Below are 19,922 nucleotides of genomic sequence, written 5' to 3'. Positions count from 1 at the left end.
TCGCTGCGCTCGGCGCCAACCTACCGTCCGGGTTCCTCCTGTAGGGCGGGTGAAACCCGCGATGCTCCGGGCAACGGGCCGCCTGGTTGCACCCGACCTACGGACTGTCCGTAGGAGGGTGTAGAGCGCAGCGAAACCCATCGATTCATTCGTACATCCCATCCAGCAGCAACGCGAAGTTGCGCTCCACCACCGGGCGCTTGAGCTTCTGCGTCGGCGTCAGTTCGTCCTGCTCCTGGCTGAGCAGGCGCGGCAGCAGGGCCCAGGCCTTGATCCGCTCCACCTGGGACAGCTCGGCGTTGATCGTGTCGATGTGCCCCTGCAGCTCCGTCAGCAGCGCCGGTGCCTGCAGCCAGGCATCGGCATCGCCCGCCAGGCCCTGGCGTTTCGCCCAGATGGCCAGGCTTTGCGGCTCCAGGGCGAGCAGGGCGCTGAGGTGCTTGCGCCTGTCCCCGTGCACCAGCGCCTGTTCCACCAGCGGGTGCTGCTTGAGGCGCGTTTCGATGGGTGTCGGGGCGATGTTCTTGCCGCCGGCGGTGATGATCAGTTCCTTCTTGCGGCCGGTCAGCCAGAGGTAGCCGGTGGCGTCGATCCGCCCCAGGTCGCCGCTGCGCAGCCAGCCATCGACGGTGAAGGTTTCGGCGGTCTTCTCCGGTTGCTGGAAGTAGCCCTGGAACACATGGGGGCCCCGCACCAGCACCTCGCCGTCGTCGGCGATGCGCACTTCCACGCCGGGCAATGGCCGGCCCACCGAGCCGGCCTTGGTCGGGCCGCCTTCGTTGCTGGTGAGAAAGGCGGTGGATTCGGACATGCCCCAGCCTTCGTACAGGGGCAGGCCGAGGGCGGCGAAGAAGTTCACCAGCTCGGCGTCCAGCGGCGCGCCACCGCTGACCAGGGCGCGGATGCGCGAGCCGAACAGGCGCTGGCGCAGGCCGTTGAGCACCAGGCGCCGGGCCAGTTGCAGGCGCAGCCCGCCGCGCTGGCGAATGCCGGTGCGCAGGGCCCAATCGAGCACGCGGCGCTTGCCGGGCGCCAGGGTCTGACGCTGGGCCATGACGGCGGCGTGGAGCTTCTCGAAGAGCCTGGGCACGCTGCCGAAGAAGTCCGGCTGCACCTCGGCGATGGCCCGGGGCACGTCGTTGATGTCCGGCACGTAGGCGGCCTGGGCGCCACACCAGAGGCGCTGGTAGTGACCGATCACCCGTTCGCCGACATGGGCCATGGGCAGGAAGGCGAGCCCGGTGTAGCGCGGGGGTGGCAGCTGGTAGGCACTGATGGCAGCCAGCAGGTTGCCGTGGCTGAGCATGGCGGCCTTGGGCTCGCCGGTGGTGCCGGAGGTGAACACCAGGTTGGCCAGGGCCTGGCGGTCGAGGGCCTGCCAGCGCTGATGGACCTGCTCGGCGCTCACCCCGTCGCCCTCGGCGATGAAGGCATCCAGGCCCATTGCGGCGCCGTCCGCCTCGGTGTCGATGGCCACCACGCGCAAGCCCGGCAGCGAGACGCCACAGGCCTGTTCCAGGTGCTCGACGAACAGCAAGCGGCAATCCGCACGCTGCAGTTGCTGGGTCGCCTGCGCCAGGGTGAGGCTCGGGTAGAGGCCGACGCTGACGGCGCCGGCCATGAGCACGGCGAAGTCCAGCAGGCTCCATTCGAGGCGGGTGCGGCACCAGATCGCCATGCGGTCACCGGGCTCTACACCGGCGGCGACCAGAGCCCTGGCCAGGGCCTCGCTGCGGCGTGCCACGGTGCCCCAGTCGAGGCTGCGCCAGGCGCCGTTTGCTCGCACCTGGGCGGCGGGCCAGTCGGGCGTCTGCCGGGCGCGCCAGGCGAGCAGGGCGGGAATGCTGGGGAGATCGGCCGGCGGTTGCTGCGTCGTCATCGAACACCTCCTGTACTCGGGTTGGACGGGCGGGAACGGCTCAGGGAATCGGCTGGCCCGAGTCGCGCTCCTTCACCGCCTGGGCGAACCCGACTTCCTCGCAACGCGCCTTGAAGCGCACGCCTTCCGGGCTGTGGCGGGTGATGCCGTCGAACAGTGTGGCGAACATTTGCGTGGTTTCCAGGCCCATGTTGTGGAAGGTCTGGTTGATCATCAGCTTCTGCATCATCAGCTGGTTACGGGGGATGCCCTGCATGCGCGCGGTGAGCGCTTCCACCGCCGCGTCCAGCTCGGCCAGGGGCACGCTCTGGTAGACCAGGCCCAGGCGCTGGGCCTCGCGGCCGTCGATGAGGTCGCCGGTGAGGAGCATGCGCTTGGCCTTCTCCGGGCCCAGGCGGTAGACCCACATGGCGGTGGTCGGGCAGCCCCAGACCCGCGCCGGCGGGTAGCCGATCACCGCTTCGTCGGCCATCAGGATCAGGTCGCAGCACAGGGCGATGTCGCTGCCGCCGGCCACCGCCGGGCCATGCACCTTGGCGATCACCGGCTTGTAGCTGCGGAACAGGCTCATGAAGTGCTCGGTGTTCTTCTTCATCAGCGCGTAGTCGACCATCGGGTCCCAGGGCATTTCCTGGCTGCCGTAGATGCCGCGCGGGTTCTCGGCGAAGAACTTGAGGTCGTAGCCGCTGCAGAAACCACGGCCGGCACCGGTGAGGACGATGACGTGCACCGCGTCGTCGGCATTGGCGCGCAGCACGGCGGCTTCGAGGTCGGCGGGGAGGCGGTCGTCGATGGCGTTGAGCCGCTCGGGGCGGTTGAGGGTGAGGGTGGCGATGCGGCCGTCGACCGCGTAGTGGACGGTGGAATCGGTCATGGAAGCGCTCCGTGGTTTTTTATTGGATCGGGGCTTGGCGTGTCGGGAGAAATAAGTAAACTGAATTCACTTTTTCTGTCCAGCGCTTTATCGAGAGCCCCATGACCGATCTTTCCCCCAAGGCCCAGAGAACCCGTGCCAGCCTGCTGGACGCCGCCCGCGACGAATTGCTGGAGCTCGGCGGCGGCCTGGAAGTGGGGCGCGTGGCGGAGCGGGCCGGCGTCTCGGTGGGACTGATCTACCGCTACTTCGCCTCCCGCGCCGGGCTGTTGGCCGCGGTGGCCGAGGACTTCCATGACCGCTACCAGGCCGAGGTGATGGTCGCCGACCCGCTGCCCGGCGCCGAAGACTGGTGCAGCCGTGAGGAGCAGCGGGTGCGCCGCGCGGTGCAGTTCGTCTATGCCGAGCCCCTGGCACCGCTGCTGCTGGTGAGCCTGGCGCGGGAGCCGGAAGTGGCCGCGCTGGAGGCCCGGCGCATCACCGAGAACGTGCGCCAGGGCGCCGACAACATCCGCCGGGGTCAGGTTGCCGGGCAGCTGAACGCCAGCCTCGACCCGGAGCTGGTCTCGGCGATGATCCTCGGTGGCATGCACCAGGCCCTGCTCGAAGCCCTCGGCCGTTCGCCACGCCCGCCGGCCGATCAGCTGTCGCGGCAACTCTGGCATTTCATCCGTGGTGCCCTGGCGCCACTCCAGCCGACATGACCCCAACAACAAGAAGAGGCAGGCATGCAGCACGCGACACAGGTGGAACTGCTGAAGAAGACGCTGGCGCTGGCCGAACGGGGCCAGTCCGATTGCCTGGAAACGCCTTCATCGCTGGCGGTGGACAGCTACCTCGACGAGACGCGTTACCGACGTGAACGGGACGAGGTGCTGCGTCGCGAGCCGCTGCTGGTGGCACGCTCCAGCGAGGTGACGGCGGGGCGCTTCATCACCCGGGACCTGCTGGCGCCGCTGCTATTGGTGCGTGACGAGGCGGGGCGGTTGCGCGGCTTCCTCAACGTCTGCAAGCACCGTGGCACCCAGTTGGTGGCGGAGGCGGAAGGTGCCAACCGGGTGTTCGTCTGCCCCTACCACGCCTGGGCCTACAATCCCGATGGGCAGCTGCGCGGCATTCCCCACGGCTACGGTTTCGAGGGCGTCGACCGCGGTTGCCTGAACCTCACCGAGGTGCCGGTGGCCGAGTGTTTCGGTGCCATCTGGGCGCGGCACTCGCCCGGCCCCGCACTGGACATGCCGGCGTTCTTCGGCCCCGAGCTGATGGCCGACTTCGGCAGCTTCGCCCTGGAGGGGCAGGTGCTCTTCGACCCGCGCGACATCCGCCGGCCGGTGAACTGGAAGCTGACCATCGACACCTTCCTGGAGAACTACCACGTGGCCAAGGCGCACCAGGCCACCATCGACCACCTGTTCTGGCCCAACCTGGGGCTGTTCGAGCGCTTCGGCCGGCACATCCGCAACTACTACGTGAAGCGCAACCTGCGCGAGGTGCTGGCGCAGCCGGAATCCGAGTGGGACCTGCGCCGCCACGGCAACCTGCTGTACTTCATCTGGCCCAACACCCTGGTGCTGGTGGAGCCGGACCACATCGACTTCTCCAGTGTCTTCCCCGACGGCCCGCTGGCCACCCGCGTGCTGGGCTACAACCTGCTGCTGGAAGAACCGGCGACGGACAAGGCCCGGCGCTATTTCGAGAAGAACAACGAGATCCTCTATTCCGCCCTGGAGGAAGACTTCGCCTTGGCCGCACGGGTGCAGGACGGCATCCGCGCCGGAGCCAGCGACCGCCTCTGGCATGGGCGCTATGAGCAGGCGCTGCGCTGGTTCCATCAAGGGCTGGATGAGGCGCTGGGGGATTCCCGCGTCGAGGTGGTGGGCGGCGCGGTTTCGCCGGGGACGTAGGTTGGGCCAATCCATGGCCCATGGGGCCACCCAGATGCGATGCCGGGTGCGGGCTCTTTTCGCGAATGAATTCGCTCCCACGGGGCACTCCCATAAGGCATTTGCAGGTTGGGTTGAACCCGGGAACGTTGGGCCTCGCTGCGCTCGGCGCCAACCTACGGTGCTTGAGCAAAAAAGCCCGGCGCTTGGCCGGGCTTTTTCGTTTCGGGCTGAGGCTTAGAGCACGCCGAAGACCTTCTTCGCCAGGCCGGTGGCGGCAGCGGCGGGGTTCTTGCGGATGCTGGCTTCCTGGTCGGCGATCATCTTGAACAGGCCGTCGAGGGCTTCTTCTGTCACGTAGCTTTCGATGTTGGCGCTCTTGGCGTCGACCACACCGAAGCTCGCGGCCTGGCCGGCGAAGCTGTTGTACTGCTTGGCCAGGCCGACCTGGTCGGTGGCTTTCTTGACGATGGGCAGGAACTTGGCGCGCAGCTGTTCGCGGCTGGTCTTGTTCAGGTACTGGGTGGCGGAATCCTCAGGGCCGGAGAGGATGCCCTTGGCGTCCTGCACGGTCATCTTCTTCACCGCGTCCACCAGCAGCGCCTGGGCTTCCGGCACGGCGGCTTCGGCGGCCTTGTTCATGCTGGCTTCCAACTGGTCGACCTGGGCACCCATGCCCATCATCTTCATGGTCTTGGCGGCCTTGCCGAGCTTGCCCGGCAGTTCGATGCGCACTTCGGGGTTCTCGCTGAAGCCACCCGGCTTGCCGAGTTGCTGCACGGCGACCTTGGCGCCCTGGGTGAGCGCGTCCTTGAGGCCGCCGCTGGCGTCCTGCTGGCTGAGGTCGCTGAGGGAGAGGGCGAAGGCGCTGGCGGAGAGGGCGAGGCCGGCGACCAGGGTGGTGAGTCGGAACATGGCGGCATCCTTGTGGCAGAAAGGCGGGTTGTCAGGGAACGGCGTCGACCTTGATGCGCAGGGGCTGCGGGTCGCTGCCGTCGAGTTTAACCGAGTGGCGCTCGGTGCTGATGAACAGCAGCTTGCCGTCGCGCTCGATGCGCGCGCTCACCGCATAGTCATGGCCGGGTTGCAGGTTGGCCGGGTCGTAGCTGAGCTGGAAGGGCAGGGGCACCTGGCCTTCGACGCGGCCCTGCTGGTAGGCGAGCTCGCGGGCGGGGGCATCGGCCAGCGAGACGTCCTGCAGCGAGACGCGCAGCGTGGCATCCGGCGGCAGGGCGCTGCGTTGCAGGTAGAAGACCTCGCCATTTAGGTGGACCTGGGTCGGGGGCTGGACGGTGGTGCAGGCGACGAGCAGGGCGCTGGCGAGCAGCAGGCTGGGGGACTTCATGGGGCCTCGTGGTTCGGTGGACAGCGATACACACACTATAGAAGCCAGGGGGCGGGGGTACAGCCCCGCGTGCGCGTCAGTCCTCGAGCGGTGGGCGGTCGTCCAGGGCCTGGGTGATCGCCTGCAGCCGCTGCCGGGCGTTGATCAGCTGTTCCAGCTGCTGCGCCAGGGTCAGGCTCCTGCGCTGCAGGTCCGCCTCGCGCTCGTCCAGTTCGGCGGCCCGGCGCAGCAACTCGGCGTCCAGGCCGGCGAGCCTGGTGGCTTCCGCGCGCAGGCTCTTCGCCTGGGCGCGCTGCTCGGCGTCACGCCTGGCGAGCTCCCCGGCGCGTTCTTCGCTGAGGGCCTTGAGTCGGGCCAGGCGCTCGACGAGGTGGTGTTCCAGCTGCTGCAGGCGTGCTTCACGGGCGGACGAGGGGTGTGCTGCGGCCTGGGGCTGGGCGGGGATGGACCAGGTGCTGCCTTGCGGCTGCCGGGACGCCTTGCCGGCGACTGCCATGAGCCGTGTCAGGGCGTCCTTGCCAAGCAGCACGGAGCGGTGTTCCTCCAGGCGGCTCGGCTCCACCGGCTCGATCAGCGGCAGTGCCTTGAGGTTCAGCAGGTGGAATTCCAGGGGCTTCCGACGCGCGTTCATGGCGTGCGCTCCCGGGTCAGTTCCTTGAGCACCCGTTTCACCTGGGGCCAGTGCTCGGCGTCGATGGCGTCGAGGCTGTAGCCCTCGGGGTGGATGCGGATTTCAGCGATATAGGCCTTGCAGCGCCGGCCGGGCTGGGCCTCGTCGAGGGTGTAGAGGAGGAAGTCGCGCTCCAGGGCGGCGATCCCGAAGCAGCAGAGAATGGCGGCGTTGACGACCTGGCCGTCGGCGTTGTGGATGGGGATTGATCTCAGCAGCATGGTCGGCACCGTCCCTGTGGGTGGAGTCCTGCGCAGCGCAGGCCGGTCATGGTACTGAGCGGCCGCACGGCAGCCGTTCGGCAGGCTCCGATACAGCCTGTAGGCGAGTTCTCTAAATCGACAGGGTGAAACAGGGCCGGCCCCGGGCGGGGCCGGCCTTGAGGTCAGCTGGCTTCGGTGGGCGCTTCGGCTTCGGCTTCCGCTTCCACTTCGCCCTGGCGTTCCAGGGCGACCTGGCGGATCGACAGGCGGATCTCGGCTGGCAGCACGCGCTTGGCGGCGCCTTCGGCGAGGTCACCCAGGGCCGGGTGGTAGCTGAGCTTGCCGGCTTCGTCCTGGCGCAGCACGCGCTGGTCGAGGAGGGTCTGGATGAAGTGGCGGAACAGGCTCTTGTCGAAGAACTCCGGGGCGTTGAGGCCGTGGAGGATCGACAGGCGCTGGGCCATCACGGTGCACAGGTCTTCCAGCTCCTCGGCGGCCAGCTGGTTCTGCCCGGCGTTGAGCAGCAGGGCGATGGCCATGTAGAAGCGTTGCAGGGTCTGGGCGATGGAGCGCGAGAGCAGCGTCAGCAGCACGAACTGGCGCGAGCTCGGCGCCGGGCGTACATAGGTTTCGTTCTCGAACTTCAGCAGCCCCTGCTCGACGAAGGCCTCCAGCCACTGGTCGACCACGGCATCCAGCTCGTCGAGGTTCCAGCGGATGAACAGTTCGGCCTGCAGGTAGGGGTAGAGCGCGCGGGTGTAGCGCAGGATCTGCTCGCGGCTCATGCGCCCGCTGCTCTGGAAGAAGCTGGCGAGCAGTGCCGGCAGGGCGAAGATGTGCAGCACGTTGTTGCGGTAGTAGGTCATCAGGACGGCGTTCTGCTCGTCCAGGTAGAGGATCTTGCCCAGGGCGTCCTTCTGCTCGGCCAGCAGGTTCATGCTCTGCACGTACTGGATCAGCGCCTGGCCATCGCCTTCCGGCAGGGTGGCGTGGGGCGAGTAGGGCACGGCGCGCAGCAGGGCCAGGTAGAGGTCGAGCACGCGGGTCAGGGCGCGTTCGTCCAGGGCCAGGCGGCTGGTGGAGAGCAGCGCCAGGGCCACCAGGTTGACCGGGTTGATCGCCGCCGCGTCGTTGAGGTGGCGGGCGACGCGGGTGGCCAGCTTGTTGGTGGTGTCGCTGAGCCATTCCGGGCGGTATTGCGGGCCCAGCTCCTGGTCGCGCCAGGTCGGTTGCTCCTGGTCGAGGAACTCGGCGAGCTTGATCGGTTCGCCGAAGTTCACCGCGACGCTGCCGAAGCGCAGCTTGAGGGCGCCGATGACCTTGAAGATGTCGAAGATGGATTCTTTCTTCTTGCTCGCGCCGCGCAGCTCGCCCAGGTAGGTGCGGCCTTCCAGCACGCGCTCGTAGCCGATGTAGACCGGCACGAAGACGATGGGCAGGCGCGAGGAGCGCAGGAAGCTGCGCAGGGTGATGGCGAGCATGCCGGTTTTCGGGTGAAGCATGCGGCCGGTGCGCGAACGCCCGCCCTCGACGAAGTACTCCACCGGGAAGCCACGGCTGAACAGGGTGTGCAGGTATTCGTTGAACACCGCGGTGTAGAGCGGGTTGCCCTTGAAGGTACGGCGCATGAAGAAGGCACCGCCGCGACGCAGCAGGCCACCGATCACCGGCATGTTGAGGTTGATGCCGGCAGCGATGTGCGGCGGGGTCAAGCCGTTGCGGAACAGCAGGTAGGAGAGCAGCAGGTAGTCGATGTGGCTGCGGTGGCAGGGCACGTAGATGACTTCGTGGCCCTGGGCGATCTCCTGCACCCCTTCGATGTGGTTGACCTTGATGCCTTCATAGAGCTTGTTCCAGAACCAGCTCAGCACCACTTCGAGGAAGCGGATGGCGGTGTAGGCGAAGTCGGAGGCGATCTCGTTGCCGTACTTCAGCGCCTGGGCCTCGGCCTTGGCCGGGCTGATCTTCTCGCGCTCGGCTTCCTCGGCTATCACCTGGCGCACCTGGGGCGCGTGCACCAGGCCCTTGACCAGGTTGCGGCGGTGGGAGAGGTCGGGGCCGATGACCGCGGTCTTCTGGTTGCGGAAGTGCACCCGCAGGATGCGCTGCACCATGCGCTGGGTGCGCTCCGGGCCCTTGTCCTGGGCGATCAGCTCGCGCAGGTGGATGGGGGCGGAGAACTGCACGCGGGTCTTGCGGCCGAGGATGAGGATGCTGACCAGCTTGCGCAGGCGACCGGTAACGGCCCAGCTGTCGGCGAACAGCAGCTTCCAGGGGCTGGTCTCGCGGTCCGGGGACTGACCCCAGAACACCGTGACCGGAATGATCTGCGCGTCATCCACGGCGTGCTGCTGGATGGCGTCGAGCACCCGCACCAGGGTCGGCGAGGTGCCGCGCTTGTCCTGGCCGCCGAACCAGCCGGGTTCGGGGGTCAGGTAGAAGAAGGCAGCGGGCTCGAGTGTGTCGCCCACCGCCACCGGCAGCACCGGGCGGGGCAGGCCGGCCTTGGTGCACTCCCGGTCCACCACCGCCAGGTCGCTGGCCGAAGGTTGCTGGAGCACATAGAGCACCGGCTTGCTGCGGTCGAGCTTGAGGGTGAAGGCGGACTGGTTGATGGTTTCCGAGCGCACCCAGAGATAAAGGAGGCGGCGCAGGGTACCGAAGGCCAGGCGGCGGAAGGGCGAGCGGGTCATACGGAGTCTGTAGTCGAACGAGCGAGTGCTCGGGGTGGCTAGTTTGCCGTATTCGCCACCCAGCCGCAAAAAGCACCTAACTGCCTGAAAACCATGGGGCCGCCAGGAAACTTCCGGAATCTTCTGCTGTCTTGCTATGCCGCCGGGGGACTCCTTATAGTCCGCCGGCGTTTTGCAAGGCCCCAGCGGCCAGCATGGCCGGGGGCTTTTCCCTTTGGGGTAGAGGCCATGATCGAACTAAAAAAACTGACCAAGCGTTTCGCGCAGCACACCGTAGTGGACGACCTGTCCTTCGGCGTCCAGCAGGGGGAGGTGCTCGGCTTCCTCGGCCCGAACGGTGCCGGCAAGTCCACCACCATGAAGATGCTCACCGGGTTCCTCGCGCCGACCTCCGGCACCGCGAGCGTGCTCGGCTTCGACATCCAGACCCGCACCCTCCAGGCCCAGCAGCAGATCGGCTACCTCCCCGAAGGTGCCCCCTGCTATGGCGACATGACGGTGCGCGGCTTCCTCGAATTCATCGCCGAGGTGCGCGGCTTCCGTGGCGCCGAGAAGAAGCAGCGGGTGACCCGTGCTGCCGGCCAGGTGGAGCTGGACAAGGTGCTGGGGCAATCCATCGACACCCTGTCCAAGGGCTTCAAGCGCCGCGTGGGCCTGGCCCAGGCGATTCTCCACGACCCGCGTGTACTGATCCTCGACGAGCCCACCGACGGCCTCGACCCGAACCAGAAGCACCAGGTGCGCCAGCTGATCCAGAGCCTGGCCCAGGACAAGATCGTGATCATCTCCACCCACATCCTCGAAGAGGTGGCGGCGGTGTGCACCCGCGCGGTGGTGATCGCCGCCGGCAAGCTGGTGGCCGACGGCACGCCCTATGAACTGGAGAGCCGTTCGCGCTACCACCAGGCGGTGACCCTGGTGGCCGACGAGCCCCTGGATGCGCTGGCCCTGGCGGTACTGCCGGGCGTCGCCGGCGTGGAGGAGAACCCTCACGGCAGCGGCCTGACGGTGCTGGCCAAGCCTGGCGAGGTGATCTTCCCGCAGGTCAACCAGCTCATCCACCAGCGCGGCTGGAAGGTCAAGGAGCTGGATGTCGAGCGGGGTCGCCTGGATGAAGTGTTCCGCAGCCTGACCCGGGGAGAGGCGGCATGAAGCAGTTGCCGGTCATATTCAAGCGCGAGCTGGCGAGCTACTTCGCCACGCCGCTGGCCTATGTGTTCATCGTGATCTTCCTGGTGCTGTCCGGGGTCTTCACCTTCTACCTGGGTGGTTTCTTCGAGAGCGGCCAGGCCAGCCTCGCCCCCTTCTTCAACTTCCACCCCTGGCTCTACCTGTTCCTGGTGCCGGCCATCGCCATGCGCCTGTGGGCGGAGGAGCGCAAGTCCGGCTCCATAGAGCTGCTGATGACGCTGCCGATCACCCGCTTCGAGGCGGTCACCGGCAAGTTCCTCGCCGCCTGGGCCTTCGCCGGCCTGGCGCTGCTGCTGACCTTCCCGATGATCGTCACGGTCAACTACCTGGGCGAGCCGGACAACGGCGCCATCGTCACCGGCTACATCGGCAGCTGGCTGCTGGCGGGCTCGTACCTGGCGATCGGCTCGTGCATGTCGGCGCTGGCCAAGAACCAGGTGATCGCCTTCATCCTCGCCGTGGTCATGTGCTTCCTGTTCATGGTCAGCGGCTTCCCGCTGGTGCTCGACGCCTTCAGCGCCTGGGCCCCGCAATGGCTGCTGGATGCGGTCGCCTCGCTGAGCTTCCTGACCCGCTTCGAGGCCATCAGCAAGGGCGTGATCGACCTGCGCGACCTGCTTTATTTCGTCACCCTGATCGCCGCCTGGCTGGCCGCCACCGCCGTGGTGGTCGATCTGAAGAAGGCCGACTGACATGAAGAAACTGATGTATTCCAGCGCCGGCCTGCTGCTTATCGCCCTGGCCTTCCTGGCATTCAACATGGTCTCCGGGCTGGCGCTGACCAACGCCCGCATCGACCTCACCGAGCAGAAGCTCTACACCATTTCCGACGGCACCCGGCAGATCCTCGGGGAGCTGGACGAGCCCATCAACCTGTACTTCTTCTACTCCGACAAATCCGCCAAGGACCTGGTGGTGCTGCGCAACTACGCCAAGCGTGTGGAAGAGATGCTCAAGGCCTATGCCCAGGCGTCGGACGGCAAGATCAAGCTGCACATCGTCGACCCCGAGCCCTTCTCCGAGGACGAGGACAAGGCCGCCGAGTTCGGCTTGCAGGCGGTGCCGCTGCAGCAGGGCGGTGATTCGGTCTACTTCGGCCTGGCCGGGACCAACAGCGTCGATGACCGGCAGATCATCCCGTTCTTCCCCCTCGACCAGGAGGAGTTCCTCGAATACGAGATCAGCCGCCTGGTGCAGAGCCTGGCCAAGCCCCAGCGGCCGGTGGTCGGGGTGATGTCCGGGCTGCCCATCAACGGCGGCTTCGACATGCAGACCCGCCAGCCCGGCCAACCCTGGATGGTGATGGAGGAGATCCGCCAGCTGTTCCAGATCGAGAGCATCAAGCCCAGCGTCGACCAGATTCCCGACAAGGTGTCGGTGCTGCTGCTGGTGCACCCGAAGAACCTGTCGCAACAGACCCAGTACGCCATCGACCAGTTCGTTCTGCGGGGCGGCAAGCTGCTGGTGTTCGTCGACCCCTACAGCGAAGCCGACCATAGCGTGCAGATGCCCGGCGAGATGGGTGGCGAGGACAAGGCCTCCGACCTGCCGGCGCTGTTCAAGGCCTGGGGCCTGGAGATGGTGCCCGGCAAGGTGGTGGGCGACGGCGCCTACGCCATGTCGGTGAGCATGGGCGAGGGCCAGCGCCCGGCGCGCCACGTCGGTTGGCTGAGCCTGCCGAAGAAGGCCCTGGACGCCAGCGACATCGCCACCTCCAGCCTGGAGACGGTCACCGTCGCCACCGCCGGCATCCTGCGCCCGCTGGAGGGTGCGAAGACCCATTTCGCGCCGCTGATCCAGAGTTCGGAATACGCCATGCCCTTCGATGCCGGGATCTTCGCCACCCTGCGCAACCCCGATGTGCTGATGCGCGAGCTGAAGCCCAGCGGCGACCGCTACGCCATCGCCGCGCGCATCGGCGGGCCGGTGCAGAGCGCCTTCCCCGATGGCATCGAGGGCCGCAAGGACGGGCTCAAGGCGGCGGACAACATCAACGTCATCGTGGTCGCCGACACCGACATGCTCAGCGACCGCATGTGGGTGCAGGTGCAGGACTTCTTCGGCCAGCGCGTGCCGCAGCCCTGGGCCGACAACTCCGGCTTCGCCATCAACGCCCTGGATAACCTGACCGGTTCCGAAGCGTTGATCAGCGTGCGCTCCCGGGGGCGCTTCACCCGGCCCTTCACCGTGGTCGAGTCGCTGCAGCGTGAGGCCGAGACGCGCTTCCGCGAGCAGGAGCAGGTGCTGCAGCAGCGCCTCGCCGACACCGAGGAGAAGCTGGCCAGCCTGCAGAAGAACCAGGACCCGACCAAGGCCCTGGAACTGACCCCCGAACAGCAGGCCACCCTGCAGCAGTTCATGCAGGAGAAGGTGCGCATCCGCAAGGAGCTGCGTGAGGTCAACTACCAGCTCAACGCCGATATCGAGAAACTCGGCCGCACCCTCAAACTCATCAACATCGTCCTGGTTCCGCTGGTGCTGACCCTGGGCGTGCTGCTGCTGTGGTTCTGGCGTCGCCGCCGGGCCTGAGGAGAGAACCGATGGGACGCAAGGCACTGTTGTTCCTGGCCCTGGTGGCCATTGCCCTGATGCTGGCCTATGTGGGCCTGCACCGGGCCCCCGAACCGCTCGCGGTGAAGGGGCCGTCGCCCTTGCTGCCGGCGCTGCAGGGCCGGCTCGCCGAGGTGGACCGCATCGAGGTGGAGCGCCCGGGGCAGCCGCTGCTGCGCCTGGCACGGCAGAGTGGCACCTGGGTGCTGCCCGACAAGGCCGGCTACCCGGCGGCGGCCAAACCGGTGGCCGACCTGCTGCGGGCACTGGGGGATGCGCGGGAAATCGAGGCGCGCACCGCCAAGCCCGAACTGCACGGCCAACTCGGCCTGGCGGACAAGGGCGAAGGCCAGGGCATACGTGTAAGGCTGCAGGGCGAGGGTCTGCCCGAGCAGGTGCTGCTGGTGGGCAAGCCGGGCCAAGGCGGCAAGGGGCAGCTGGTGCGCCTGGGCGGCGAGAACCAGAGCTGGCTGATCGACACGCGTATCGCCCTGCCGGAGAACGAGCTCGGTTGGCTGGATCGACGTATCGCGAGCATCCCCTTCGCCAGCGTGCGCCAGGTCGAGGTGAAGTTCCGCCAGGGTAATGCGCTGACGGTCTACCGCGATGCCGAGGGCGACGCGAACCTCAAGGTCCGCCAGCTGCCGGCCAACCGCACGCTGGCCTACGAGGCGGCGGCCAATGGCATGGCGACGCTATTCGCCGGCCTGGAGTTCGCCGATGCCGCGCCGCTGGACCAGGTGCAGTTCAAGGACAAGCCGTTGCTCGAGTTCAGCCTGCAGGACTTTGCGGGTGGCCAGCTCGATGGGGTCATCCTCGGGCAGGGCGAGCAGTACTGGATGCAGTTGAAGCGCAAGGACAAGTTCGACGGCGAGCAAGTTGCGGGCCGTCTCGATTGGGCTTATCGCATCGAGGCGTCCCAATACCAGGCGCTGGCGAAGAGGCTCGAAGACTTGCTCTCGGCCAAGTAAGAAGGGCAACTACCGGGGTGTGCGAAAGGCGTTTCCAAGTTGCTTTTCAACCGCTCCGGGAGTGCCCCATTTTGTGACCCCGAAGACCCATAAAAGGGCGTGAAAGCCCTGCCAGCCGGCCGTTTCACGGCATCCTAAAAAAGTGCTTTTCTGTAGCATTTCCTGTCGTATACTCCGGTCGCGGTGGTTAAAAGAACGCTATTCGACATACCCGCCCACGCCTCTCTGGACTGCGGTCGGATATAAAAAGAAGAACGTCCTTGCCCAACCGTCTAAGCCTCTTGAATAAGGGGCAAAACAATAAAATTGCGAGTTTGGAGAGAGTAGTAATGGCTGATCGTGAGGTCGGAACCGTCAAGTGGTTCAATGACGCTAAAGGCTATGGATTCATTCAGCGCGAAAGCGGTCCGGATGTCTTCGTTCACTACCGTGCTATCCGCGGCGATGGGCATCGTTCCCTGGTCGAAGGCCAGAAAGTGGAATTCGCGGTGATCCAGGGACAGAAAGGCCTGCAGGCGGAAGACGTCTCCAGAGTCTGACGACTCCAAGCAAAAGGCCCGTCGATGACGGGCCTTTTGTTTTCTGCAACACCACTCGCGGTTGCACTCAGTCGGTGCGCCAGACGATCTCGCTGCTGCCTTGGGCGTTGACCCTGATCCAGCGGTCCGCATCTTCCTCGCCTTCTTCTTCCTGCCAGCCACCTGGTGCGCAACGGATTTCCACGCCCAGCGCGGCGAACGCGGCCAGGGCGCAGGAGAGGTCATCCTCCCAGGGCGTCGCATCGCTCTCCAGCAGCAGGCTGTGCCACTTGCCCACGGCGCGCGGCAGCCAGGTCACGGGGATGCCGCCGGCGTTGCATTTGAAGGTCTGGCCTTTCTGCTGCCAGGGCGAGCAGTCGCCCAGGGCCTGCGCCAGCCAGGCGGAAACGGCGTCCTGGTCGGCGTCCTTCAGGTAGATCTCGATATCGGGTTGGCGCATGGCGGGGGTCCTAGTTTCTGACGATCCAATCGTAGCGTATGGAGACCGTCACTTCGAAGGCGTCTTTGATCACGGCGGCACGGCGTTCGGCGCTGGCGCGCCAGCCGTGGGGCGTCATGGCCAGAAGGTCGGCACGGGCTTCGCTGCTGGCCAGCTGCAGGTCGAATTCGAGGGTTTCGCTGTGTTCCAGCTTCATGCCCTCGGGGATCAGTGTCAGGTGCTTCTCGTCGTCGTAGTCGCGGACCTCCTCATACAGGCGTTCGCGCAGCTGCATCAGGTGGCCGCGGGTCGGGCCCATGCGCAGCAGGCCACCGCCGGGGGCGAGCAGGCGGCGGGCCTCCTGCCAGTCCAGCGGGCTGAAGACGCTGGCCAGGAGCTGGCAGCTGGCGTCCGCCAGGGGCACGCGGGCCATGCTCGCCACCAGCCAGGTCAGGCCAGGTGTGCGGCGGCAGGCACGCTTCACCGCTTCGCGGGAGATGTCCAGGCCGTAGCCGTCGGCGTCGGGCAGCGCATCGGCGATCTGCGTCGTGTAGTAGCCCTCGCCGCAGCCGATATCCAGCCAGCGCGCAGGGCGGCGTTCGGCAGCCAACTGCGCCAGGCGGGCGGCCAGCGGCGCGTAGTGGCCGCCTTCGAGGAAGCGCCGACGGGCCTCGACCATGGCGGCGTTGTCACCGGGGTCGCGGCTGTTCTTGTGCTGCACCGGCAGCAGGTTCAGGTAGCCCTGGCGGGCGCGGTCGAACCGGTGGTTGGCCGGGCAGGCGACGCCGTTGTCCACGGGGGACAGCGGCGCCTGGCAGATGGGGCAGGTGAGCATGATCAGGCCAGCAGCCGCACGAGGGTCTGCTGGTAGATATCGGTCAGCAGGTCGAGGTCGCTGGCCAGCACGCGCTCGTTGACCTGGTGGATGGTGGCGTTGACCGGGCCGAGTTCGACCACCTGGGTACCCATGGTGGCGATGAAGCGGCCGTCGGAGGTGCCACCGCTGGTGGACGGGGTGGTCTCGCGACCGGTGACGGCCTTGATGCTGGCGGCCACGGCGTCGAGCAGTTCGCCCGGCTCGGTGAGGAACGGCAGGCCGGAGAGGGCCCATTCCACGTGGTAGTCGAGGCCGTGCTTGTCGAGGATGGCATTGACCCGCTGCTGCAGGCCTTCGACCGTGGACTCGGTGGAGAAGCGGAAATTGAACACCGCCACCAGCTCACCCGGGATGACGTTGGTGGCGCCGGTGCCGGAGTTGAGGTTGGAGACCTGGAAGCTGGTGGGCGGGAAGAAGGCGTTGCCGTCGTCCCAATGCTCGGCGGCGAGTTCCGCCAGGGCCGGGGCGGCGAGGTGGATCGGGTTCTTCGCCAGGTGCGGGTAGGCCACGTGGCCCTGGATGCCGCGCACGGTGAGGGTGGCGCCGAGGGAGCCACGGCGGCCGTTCTTCACCACGTCACCCACCAGTGTGGTGCTGGAGGGCTCACCGACGATGCACCAGTCCAGGCGTTCGCCACGGGCGGCCAGGCGCTCGACCACAGCCTTGGTGCCATGGTGGGCGGGGCCTTCTTCGTCGCTGGTGATGAGGAAGGCGATGGCGCCCTGGTGCTGCGGGTGCTCGGCGACGAAGCGCTCGACGGCGATGATCATCGACGCCAGGCTGCCTTTCATGTCGGCGGCGCCACGGCCGCAGAGCATGCCCTGCTCGTCGATCTTGGCGTCGAAGGGCTGGTGCTGCCAGGCCTGCAGCGGGCCGGTGGGCACCACGTCGGTATGCCCGGCGAAGCACAGCACGGGGCCTTCACCACCACGGATGGCCCAGAAGTTCTCCACGTCCTCGATGCGCATGCGTTCGATGCGGAAGCCGACCGCTTCCAGGCGGCGCATCATCAGCTCCTGGCAGCCTTCGTCGACCGGCGTGACCGAAGGGCGGCGGATGAGGTCGCAGGCGAGCTCGAGGGTGGGGGAGAGGGCGGTCATGCAGGGCTCCGGTAAGGCGGCAAGGCGTGAAAAGGACGACATCTTAAAACATAAACGGCGGCCATTGGCCGCCGTTTAGGTCACTCGCTACGGGTCAGGCCGTGGCTTCCGGATGGGGCTGTTCCAGCGGCTTGGGCGCCGAGGAGAGCAGCGCCATGATCAGCGCGGCGAGGTAGGGCAGCGACTGCACCAGCAGCATGGCCACCCAGAACTTCACGTCGGCGCTGGGCAGGCCCTGGACGATGCCGATGCCGATGGCGGCGCCCCACAGCAGGAGCATCACGAAGACTTCTTCGCGGGCTTCCGCCAGAGCCATCATCAGGCCGTGGTTGCTGCGCATCTTCGGCGTGCGGAAGAACGGGATGCTGGTGGTGAAGAAGCCGTACAGCACCGCCTTGGCGATGGTGTGCGACAGGGCCAGGCCCGCTACCGCGGCGCAGAACGCGTCCTTCAGGTTGACGCCGACGGCGCGCTGGTAGAGGAACACGATCTTCGCCACCTTGAAGAAGAACAGCGCCAGCGGCGGGATGGCGAAGATCAGCAGCGGCGGGTCGACCCGTTGCGGCACGATGATCATCGCGGCCGACCAGAGCAGCGCACCGATGGTGAAGAAGATGTTCAGGCCGTCGGCGATCCACGGCAGCCAGCCGGCGATGAAGTGGTAGCGCTGGCCACGCTTGAGCTCGGAATCCTTGCCGAGGAACAGGCTGCGGGCGTGCCCCTTCATGATCTGGATGGCGCCATAGGCCCAGCGGAAGCGCTGCTTCTTGTAGTCGATGAAGGTGTCCGGCATCAGGCCCTGGCCGAAGCTGTCATGGGCGTAGGCGGCGGCATAGCCTTTTTCGAACACGCGCAGGCCGAGCTCGGCGTCCTCGCAGATGGTCCAGTCGGCCCATTGCAGCTCGTCCATCACGGTGCGGCGGATCATGGTCATGGTGCCGTGCTGGATGATCGCGTTGCGGTCGTTGCGGGTCACCATGCCGATGTGGAAGAAGCCCTTGTATTCGGCGTAGCAGAGCTTCTTGAAGGTGTTTTCCTTGCCGTCGCGGTAGTCCTGCGGCGACTGCACCACGGCGATCGAGGGATCGGCGAAGTGCGGGACCATGTGCTTGAGCCAGTTGGGGTTCACGCAGTAGTCGGAGTCGATCACCGCCACGACTTCGGCGTCGGGCGCGGTGTGCGGCAGGATGTAGTTCAGCGCGCCGCCCTTGAAGCCGGCGAGCGGGGCGACGTGGAAGAAGCGGAAGCGCGGACCGAGCTGTTCGCAGTACGCCTGCACCGGTTCCCAGACGGCCGGGTCCTTGGTGTTGTTGTCGATGATGATGACTTCGTAGTCTGGATAATCCAGCGCGGCGAGGGCGTCGAGGGTCTGTTTGACCATCTCCGGCGGCTCGTTGTAGCAGGGCACGTGGATCGACACCTTGGGCCGGTAGGGCGAGTCGCCGATCACCGGCAGGAACGGCCGGCGACGGGAACGTACCCAGACTGCCTCGGCCAGTTCATGGGCCTCGGTGAGCAGGACGATGAACACGCCCAGGGCACCGACGCCCAGGAGCACGCCGACGGTGAGGCTGAACCAGGTGCTGTATTGCTGGCTGTAGTCGTAGGCGATCCACACCAGCACCGAGCCACCGGCGAAGGCGACGAAGGTGAGGAAGGTGCGGCCGCGCTGACGCAGGGCGCTGCCGTCGATGAGCATCAGGGCCAGGGCCAGCAGGGCCATGACCACCGAGGCGACGGCGAGCATGCGCCATTGCGGGATGGCGATCACCGGGCCTTCGAAGTTGAACTTGGGTTGGCGCTCCAGGTTGTAGACGCCCCAGTAGGCGCCCACCGAGCCTTCGTCACTGGCCTTCCACGGCTGGTCGAAGGCTTCGATCACGAAGTAGTTGTAGCCCTGGGCGTTGAGGGCGTTGACCAGGGTGCGCAGGTAGATGGCCTGGTCGGCCTGGGAGGCGTCGGCACCGCCGCGCATGCGGCCGTTGCTCGGCCAGCCCACTTCGGAAAGCAGCAGGGGCTTCTTCGGGAAGGCCTTCTTCAGGTCCTTGGCGCGCTCCAGCACGAACTGGGTGGAATCCTCCATGGGGATGAATTCCCAGTAGGGCAGGACGTGGGCGGCGACCAGGTCTACGTGCTTGGCCAGCTCCGGGTACTTCAGCCAGATGTGCCACTGCTCGGAGGTGGTCACCGGCACCTTCACGGCGGCGCGGACTCGGTCGAGGTAGACGGAGAGGTCCTTGCGGCTGATCTCGCGGCGGAACAACGCTTCGTTGCCGACCACTACGCGCACGACGCTGCGCGAGTTGTTGGCGATCTCGATGGCCTTGGTGATCTCGCGCTCGTTGCGCGCTTCGTCCGGGCTGATCCAGATGCCGAGGGTCACGCGCAGGCCGAATTCCTCGGCGATGCGGGGGATGTCGGCGAGGGTGCCGTCCACCGAGTAGGTGCGGATGTTGTCGGTCTGCTTGCTCAGCAGCTCGAGGTCTTCACGGATCTGCTCGTCGGTGGGGTAGCGGTCCTGCTGGGGGTTCTGGTCCACACGGAACGGCGAGTAGGAGTAGCCGGAGATCTGCTCGGGCCAGTCCGGGGCACTGACGGGACGGTTGTAGAGCGCCCAGATTCCGGTGAACAACGCGGCGACCGCCACGAAGACCACCAGGTTGAGTCCAAATTTACGCGATGGCATAGGGATTTCAGGTTCCGAAGCGTGGAACGGGGAGATAGCGCCA

At 66.8% G+C, this 19,922-nt stretch carries 18 protein-coding genes; 7 read left to right on the top strand and 11 right to left on the bottom strand.

What is annotated here, in order from left to right:
• Window positions 1-145: 145 nt before the first annotated feature.
• Both OEJ36_RS00915 and OEJ36_RS00910 read right to left on the bottom strand, forming a co-directional pair.
• Complete coding sequence (locus tag OEJ36_RS00915) at window positions 146-1,879, bottom strand: AMP-dependent synthetase/ligase (protein WP_263400023.1); 1,734 nt, start codon at window positions 1,877-1,879, stop codon at window positions 146-148.
• A gap of 40 nt (window positions 1,880-1,919) precedes the next feature.
• Window positions 1,920-2,753 (bottom strand): crotonase/enoyl-CoA hydratase family protein, encoded by an 834-nt coding sequence (locus OEJ36_RS00910; protein WP_263400022.1) that lies wholly within the window; start codon window positions 2,751-2,753, stop codon window positions 1,920-1,922.
• A 101-nt stretch (window positions 2,754-2,854) separates the two neighbouring features.
• Between OEJ36_RS00910 and OEJ36_RS00905 the strand changes: the two genes are divergently transcribed.
• Window positions 2,855-3,457, top strand: coding sequence for a TetR/AcrR family transcriptional regulator (locus OEJ36_RS00905; RefSeq protein WP_021219470.1), 603 nt, complete (start codon window positions 2,855-2,857; stop codon window positions 3,455-3,457).
• Between the two features lie 24 nt (window positions 3,458-3,481).
• Window positions 3,482-4,657 carry an aromatic ring-hydroxylating oxygenase subunit alpha gene (locus tag OEJ36_RS00900; protein ID WP_263400021.1) on the top strand — a complete coding sequence of 392 codons (1,176 nt, stop codon included), beginning with the start codon at window positions 3,482-3,484 and terminating at the stop codon, window positions 4,655-4,657.
• A 216-nt stretch (window positions 4,658-4,873) separates the two neighbouring features.
• Here the strand turns inward: OEJ36_RS00900 and OEJ36_RS00895 are convergent, their stop codons facing one another.
• The 5 genes from OEJ36_RS00895 to plsB form a co-directional block, all read right to left on the bottom strand.
• Window positions 4,874-5,551 (bottom strand): DUF4197 domain-containing protein, encoded by a 678-nt coding sequence (locus OEJ36_RS00895; protein ID WP_043244051.1) that lies wholly within the window; start codon window positions 5,549-5,551, stop codon window positions 4,874-4,876.
• A gap of 31 nt (window positions 5,552-5,582) precedes the next feature.
• Window positions 5,583-5,981 carry a YbaY family lipoprotein gene (locus OEJ36_RS00890; RefSeq protein WP_263400020.1) on the bottom strand — a complete coding sequence of 133 codons (399 nt, stop codon included), beginning with the start codon at window positions 5,979-5,981 and terminating at the stop codon, window positions 5,583-5,585.
• Between the two features lie 76 nt (window positions 5,982-6,057).
• Complete coding sequence (locus tag OEJ36_RS00885; protein WP_263400019.1) at window positions 6,058-6,612, bottom strand: hypothetical protein; 555 nt, start codon at window positions 6,610-6,612, stop codon at window positions 6,058-6,060.
• Window positions 6,609-6,872: a hypothetical protein gene (locus OEJ36_RS00880; protein WP_263400018.1), complete on the bottom strand. Its 264-nt coding sequence runs from the start codon at window positions 6,870-6,872 to the stop codon at window positions 6,609-6,611. The genes OEJ36_RS00885 and OEJ36_RS00880 overlap by 4 nt, the downstream gene beginning before the upstream one ends.
• A 164-nt stretch (window positions 6,873-7,036) precedes the next feature.
• Window positions 7,037-9,547, bottom strand: coding sequence for a glycerol-3-phosphate 1-O-acyltransferase PlsB (gene plsB / locus OEJ36_RS00875; protein ID WP_263400017.1), 2,511 nt, complete (start codon window positions 9,545-9,547; stop codon window positions 7,037-7,039).
• A 228-nt stretch (window positions 9,548-9,775) separates the two neighbouring features.
• Here plsB and OEJ36_RS00870 point away from each other — a divergent pair, with 228 nt between their 5' ends.
• The 5 genes from OEJ36_RS00870 (at window position 9,776) to OEJ36_RS00850 (ending at window position 14,798) form a co-directional block, all read left to right on the top strand.
• Window positions 9,776-10,699: an ABC transporter ATP-binding protein gene (locus OEJ36_RS00870; protein WP_263400016.1), complete on the top strand. Its 924-nt coding sequence runs from the start codon at window positions 9,776-9,778 to the stop codon at window positions 10,697-10,699.
• Complete coding sequence (locus OEJ36_RS00865) at window positions 10,696-11,430, top strand: ABC transporter permease subunit (protein WP_021219462.1); 735 nt, start codon at window positions 10,696-10,698, stop codon at window positions 11,428-11,430. The genes OEJ36_RS00870 and OEJ36_RS00865 overlap by 4 nt, the downstream gene beginning before the upstream one ends.
• Window position 11,431: 1 nt before the next feature.
• Complete coding sequence (locus OEJ36_RS00860; RefSeq protein ID WP_263400015.1) at window positions 11,432-13,267, top strand: GldG family protein; 1,836 nt, start codon at window positions 11,432-11,434, stop codon at window positions 13,265-13,267.
• Between the two features lie 11 nt (window positions 13,268-13,278).
• Window positions 13,279-14,259, top strand: coding sequence for a DUF4340 domain-containing protein (locus OEJ36_RS00855; protein WP_263400014.1), 981 nt, complete (start codon window positions 13,279-13,281; stop codon window positions 14,257-14,259).
• A gap of 329 nt (window positions 14,260-14,588) precedes the next feature.
• Window positions 14,589-14,798, top strand: a complete 210-nt coding sequence (locus OEJ36_RS00850; protein ID WP_021219459.1) for a cold-shock protein — start codon at window positions 14,589-14,591, stop codon at window positions 14,796-14,798.
• Between the two features lie 67 nt (window positions 14,799-14,865).
• Here the strand turns inward: OEJ36_RS00850 and OEJ36_RS00845 are convergent, their stop codons facing one another.
• From OEJ36_RS00845 to OEJ36_RS00830, 4 genes are all read right to left on the bottom strand, one after another.
• Window positions 14,866-15,237: a hypothetical protein gene (locus OEJ36_RS00845; RefSeq protein WP_263400013.1), complete on the bottom strand. Its 372-nt coding sequence runs from the start codon at window positions 15,235-15,237 to the stop codon at window positions 14,866-14,868.
• 10 nt (window positions 15,238-15,247) lie between these two features.
• Complete coding sequence (locus tag OEJ36_RS00840; RefSeq protein WP_263400012.1) at window positions 15,248-16,051, bottom strand: putative RNA methyltransferase; 804 nt, start codon at window positions 16,049-16,051, stop codon at window positions 15,248-15,250.
• A 2-nt stretch (window positions 16,052-16,053) separates the two neighbouring features.
• Complete coding sequence (dapE, locus tag OEJ36_RS00835) at window positions 16,054-17,193, bottom strand: succinyl-diaminopimelate desuccinylase (RefSeq protein WP_263400011.1); 1,140 nt, start codon at window positions 17,191-17,193, stop codon at window positions 16,054-16,056.
• Between the two features lie 94 nt (window positions 17,194-17,287).
• Entirely contained in the window at window positions 17,288-19,879 is a 2,592-nt protein-coding gene (locus OEJ36_RS00830; protein ID WP_263400010.1) for a glycosyltransferase, read from the bottom strand.
• Between the last annotated feature and the right edge of the window lie 43 nt (window positions 19,880-19,922).

This window comes from Pseudomonas sp. PDM13 (assembly GCF_025685765.1).
In the GTDB taxonomy this organism is placed as follows: Bacteria; Pseudomonadota; Gammaproteobacteria; order Pseudomonadales; family Pseudomonadaceae; genus Metapseudomonas; species Metapseudomonas solani.
This window is presented reverse-complemented; position numbering and strand designations above follow the sequence as displayed.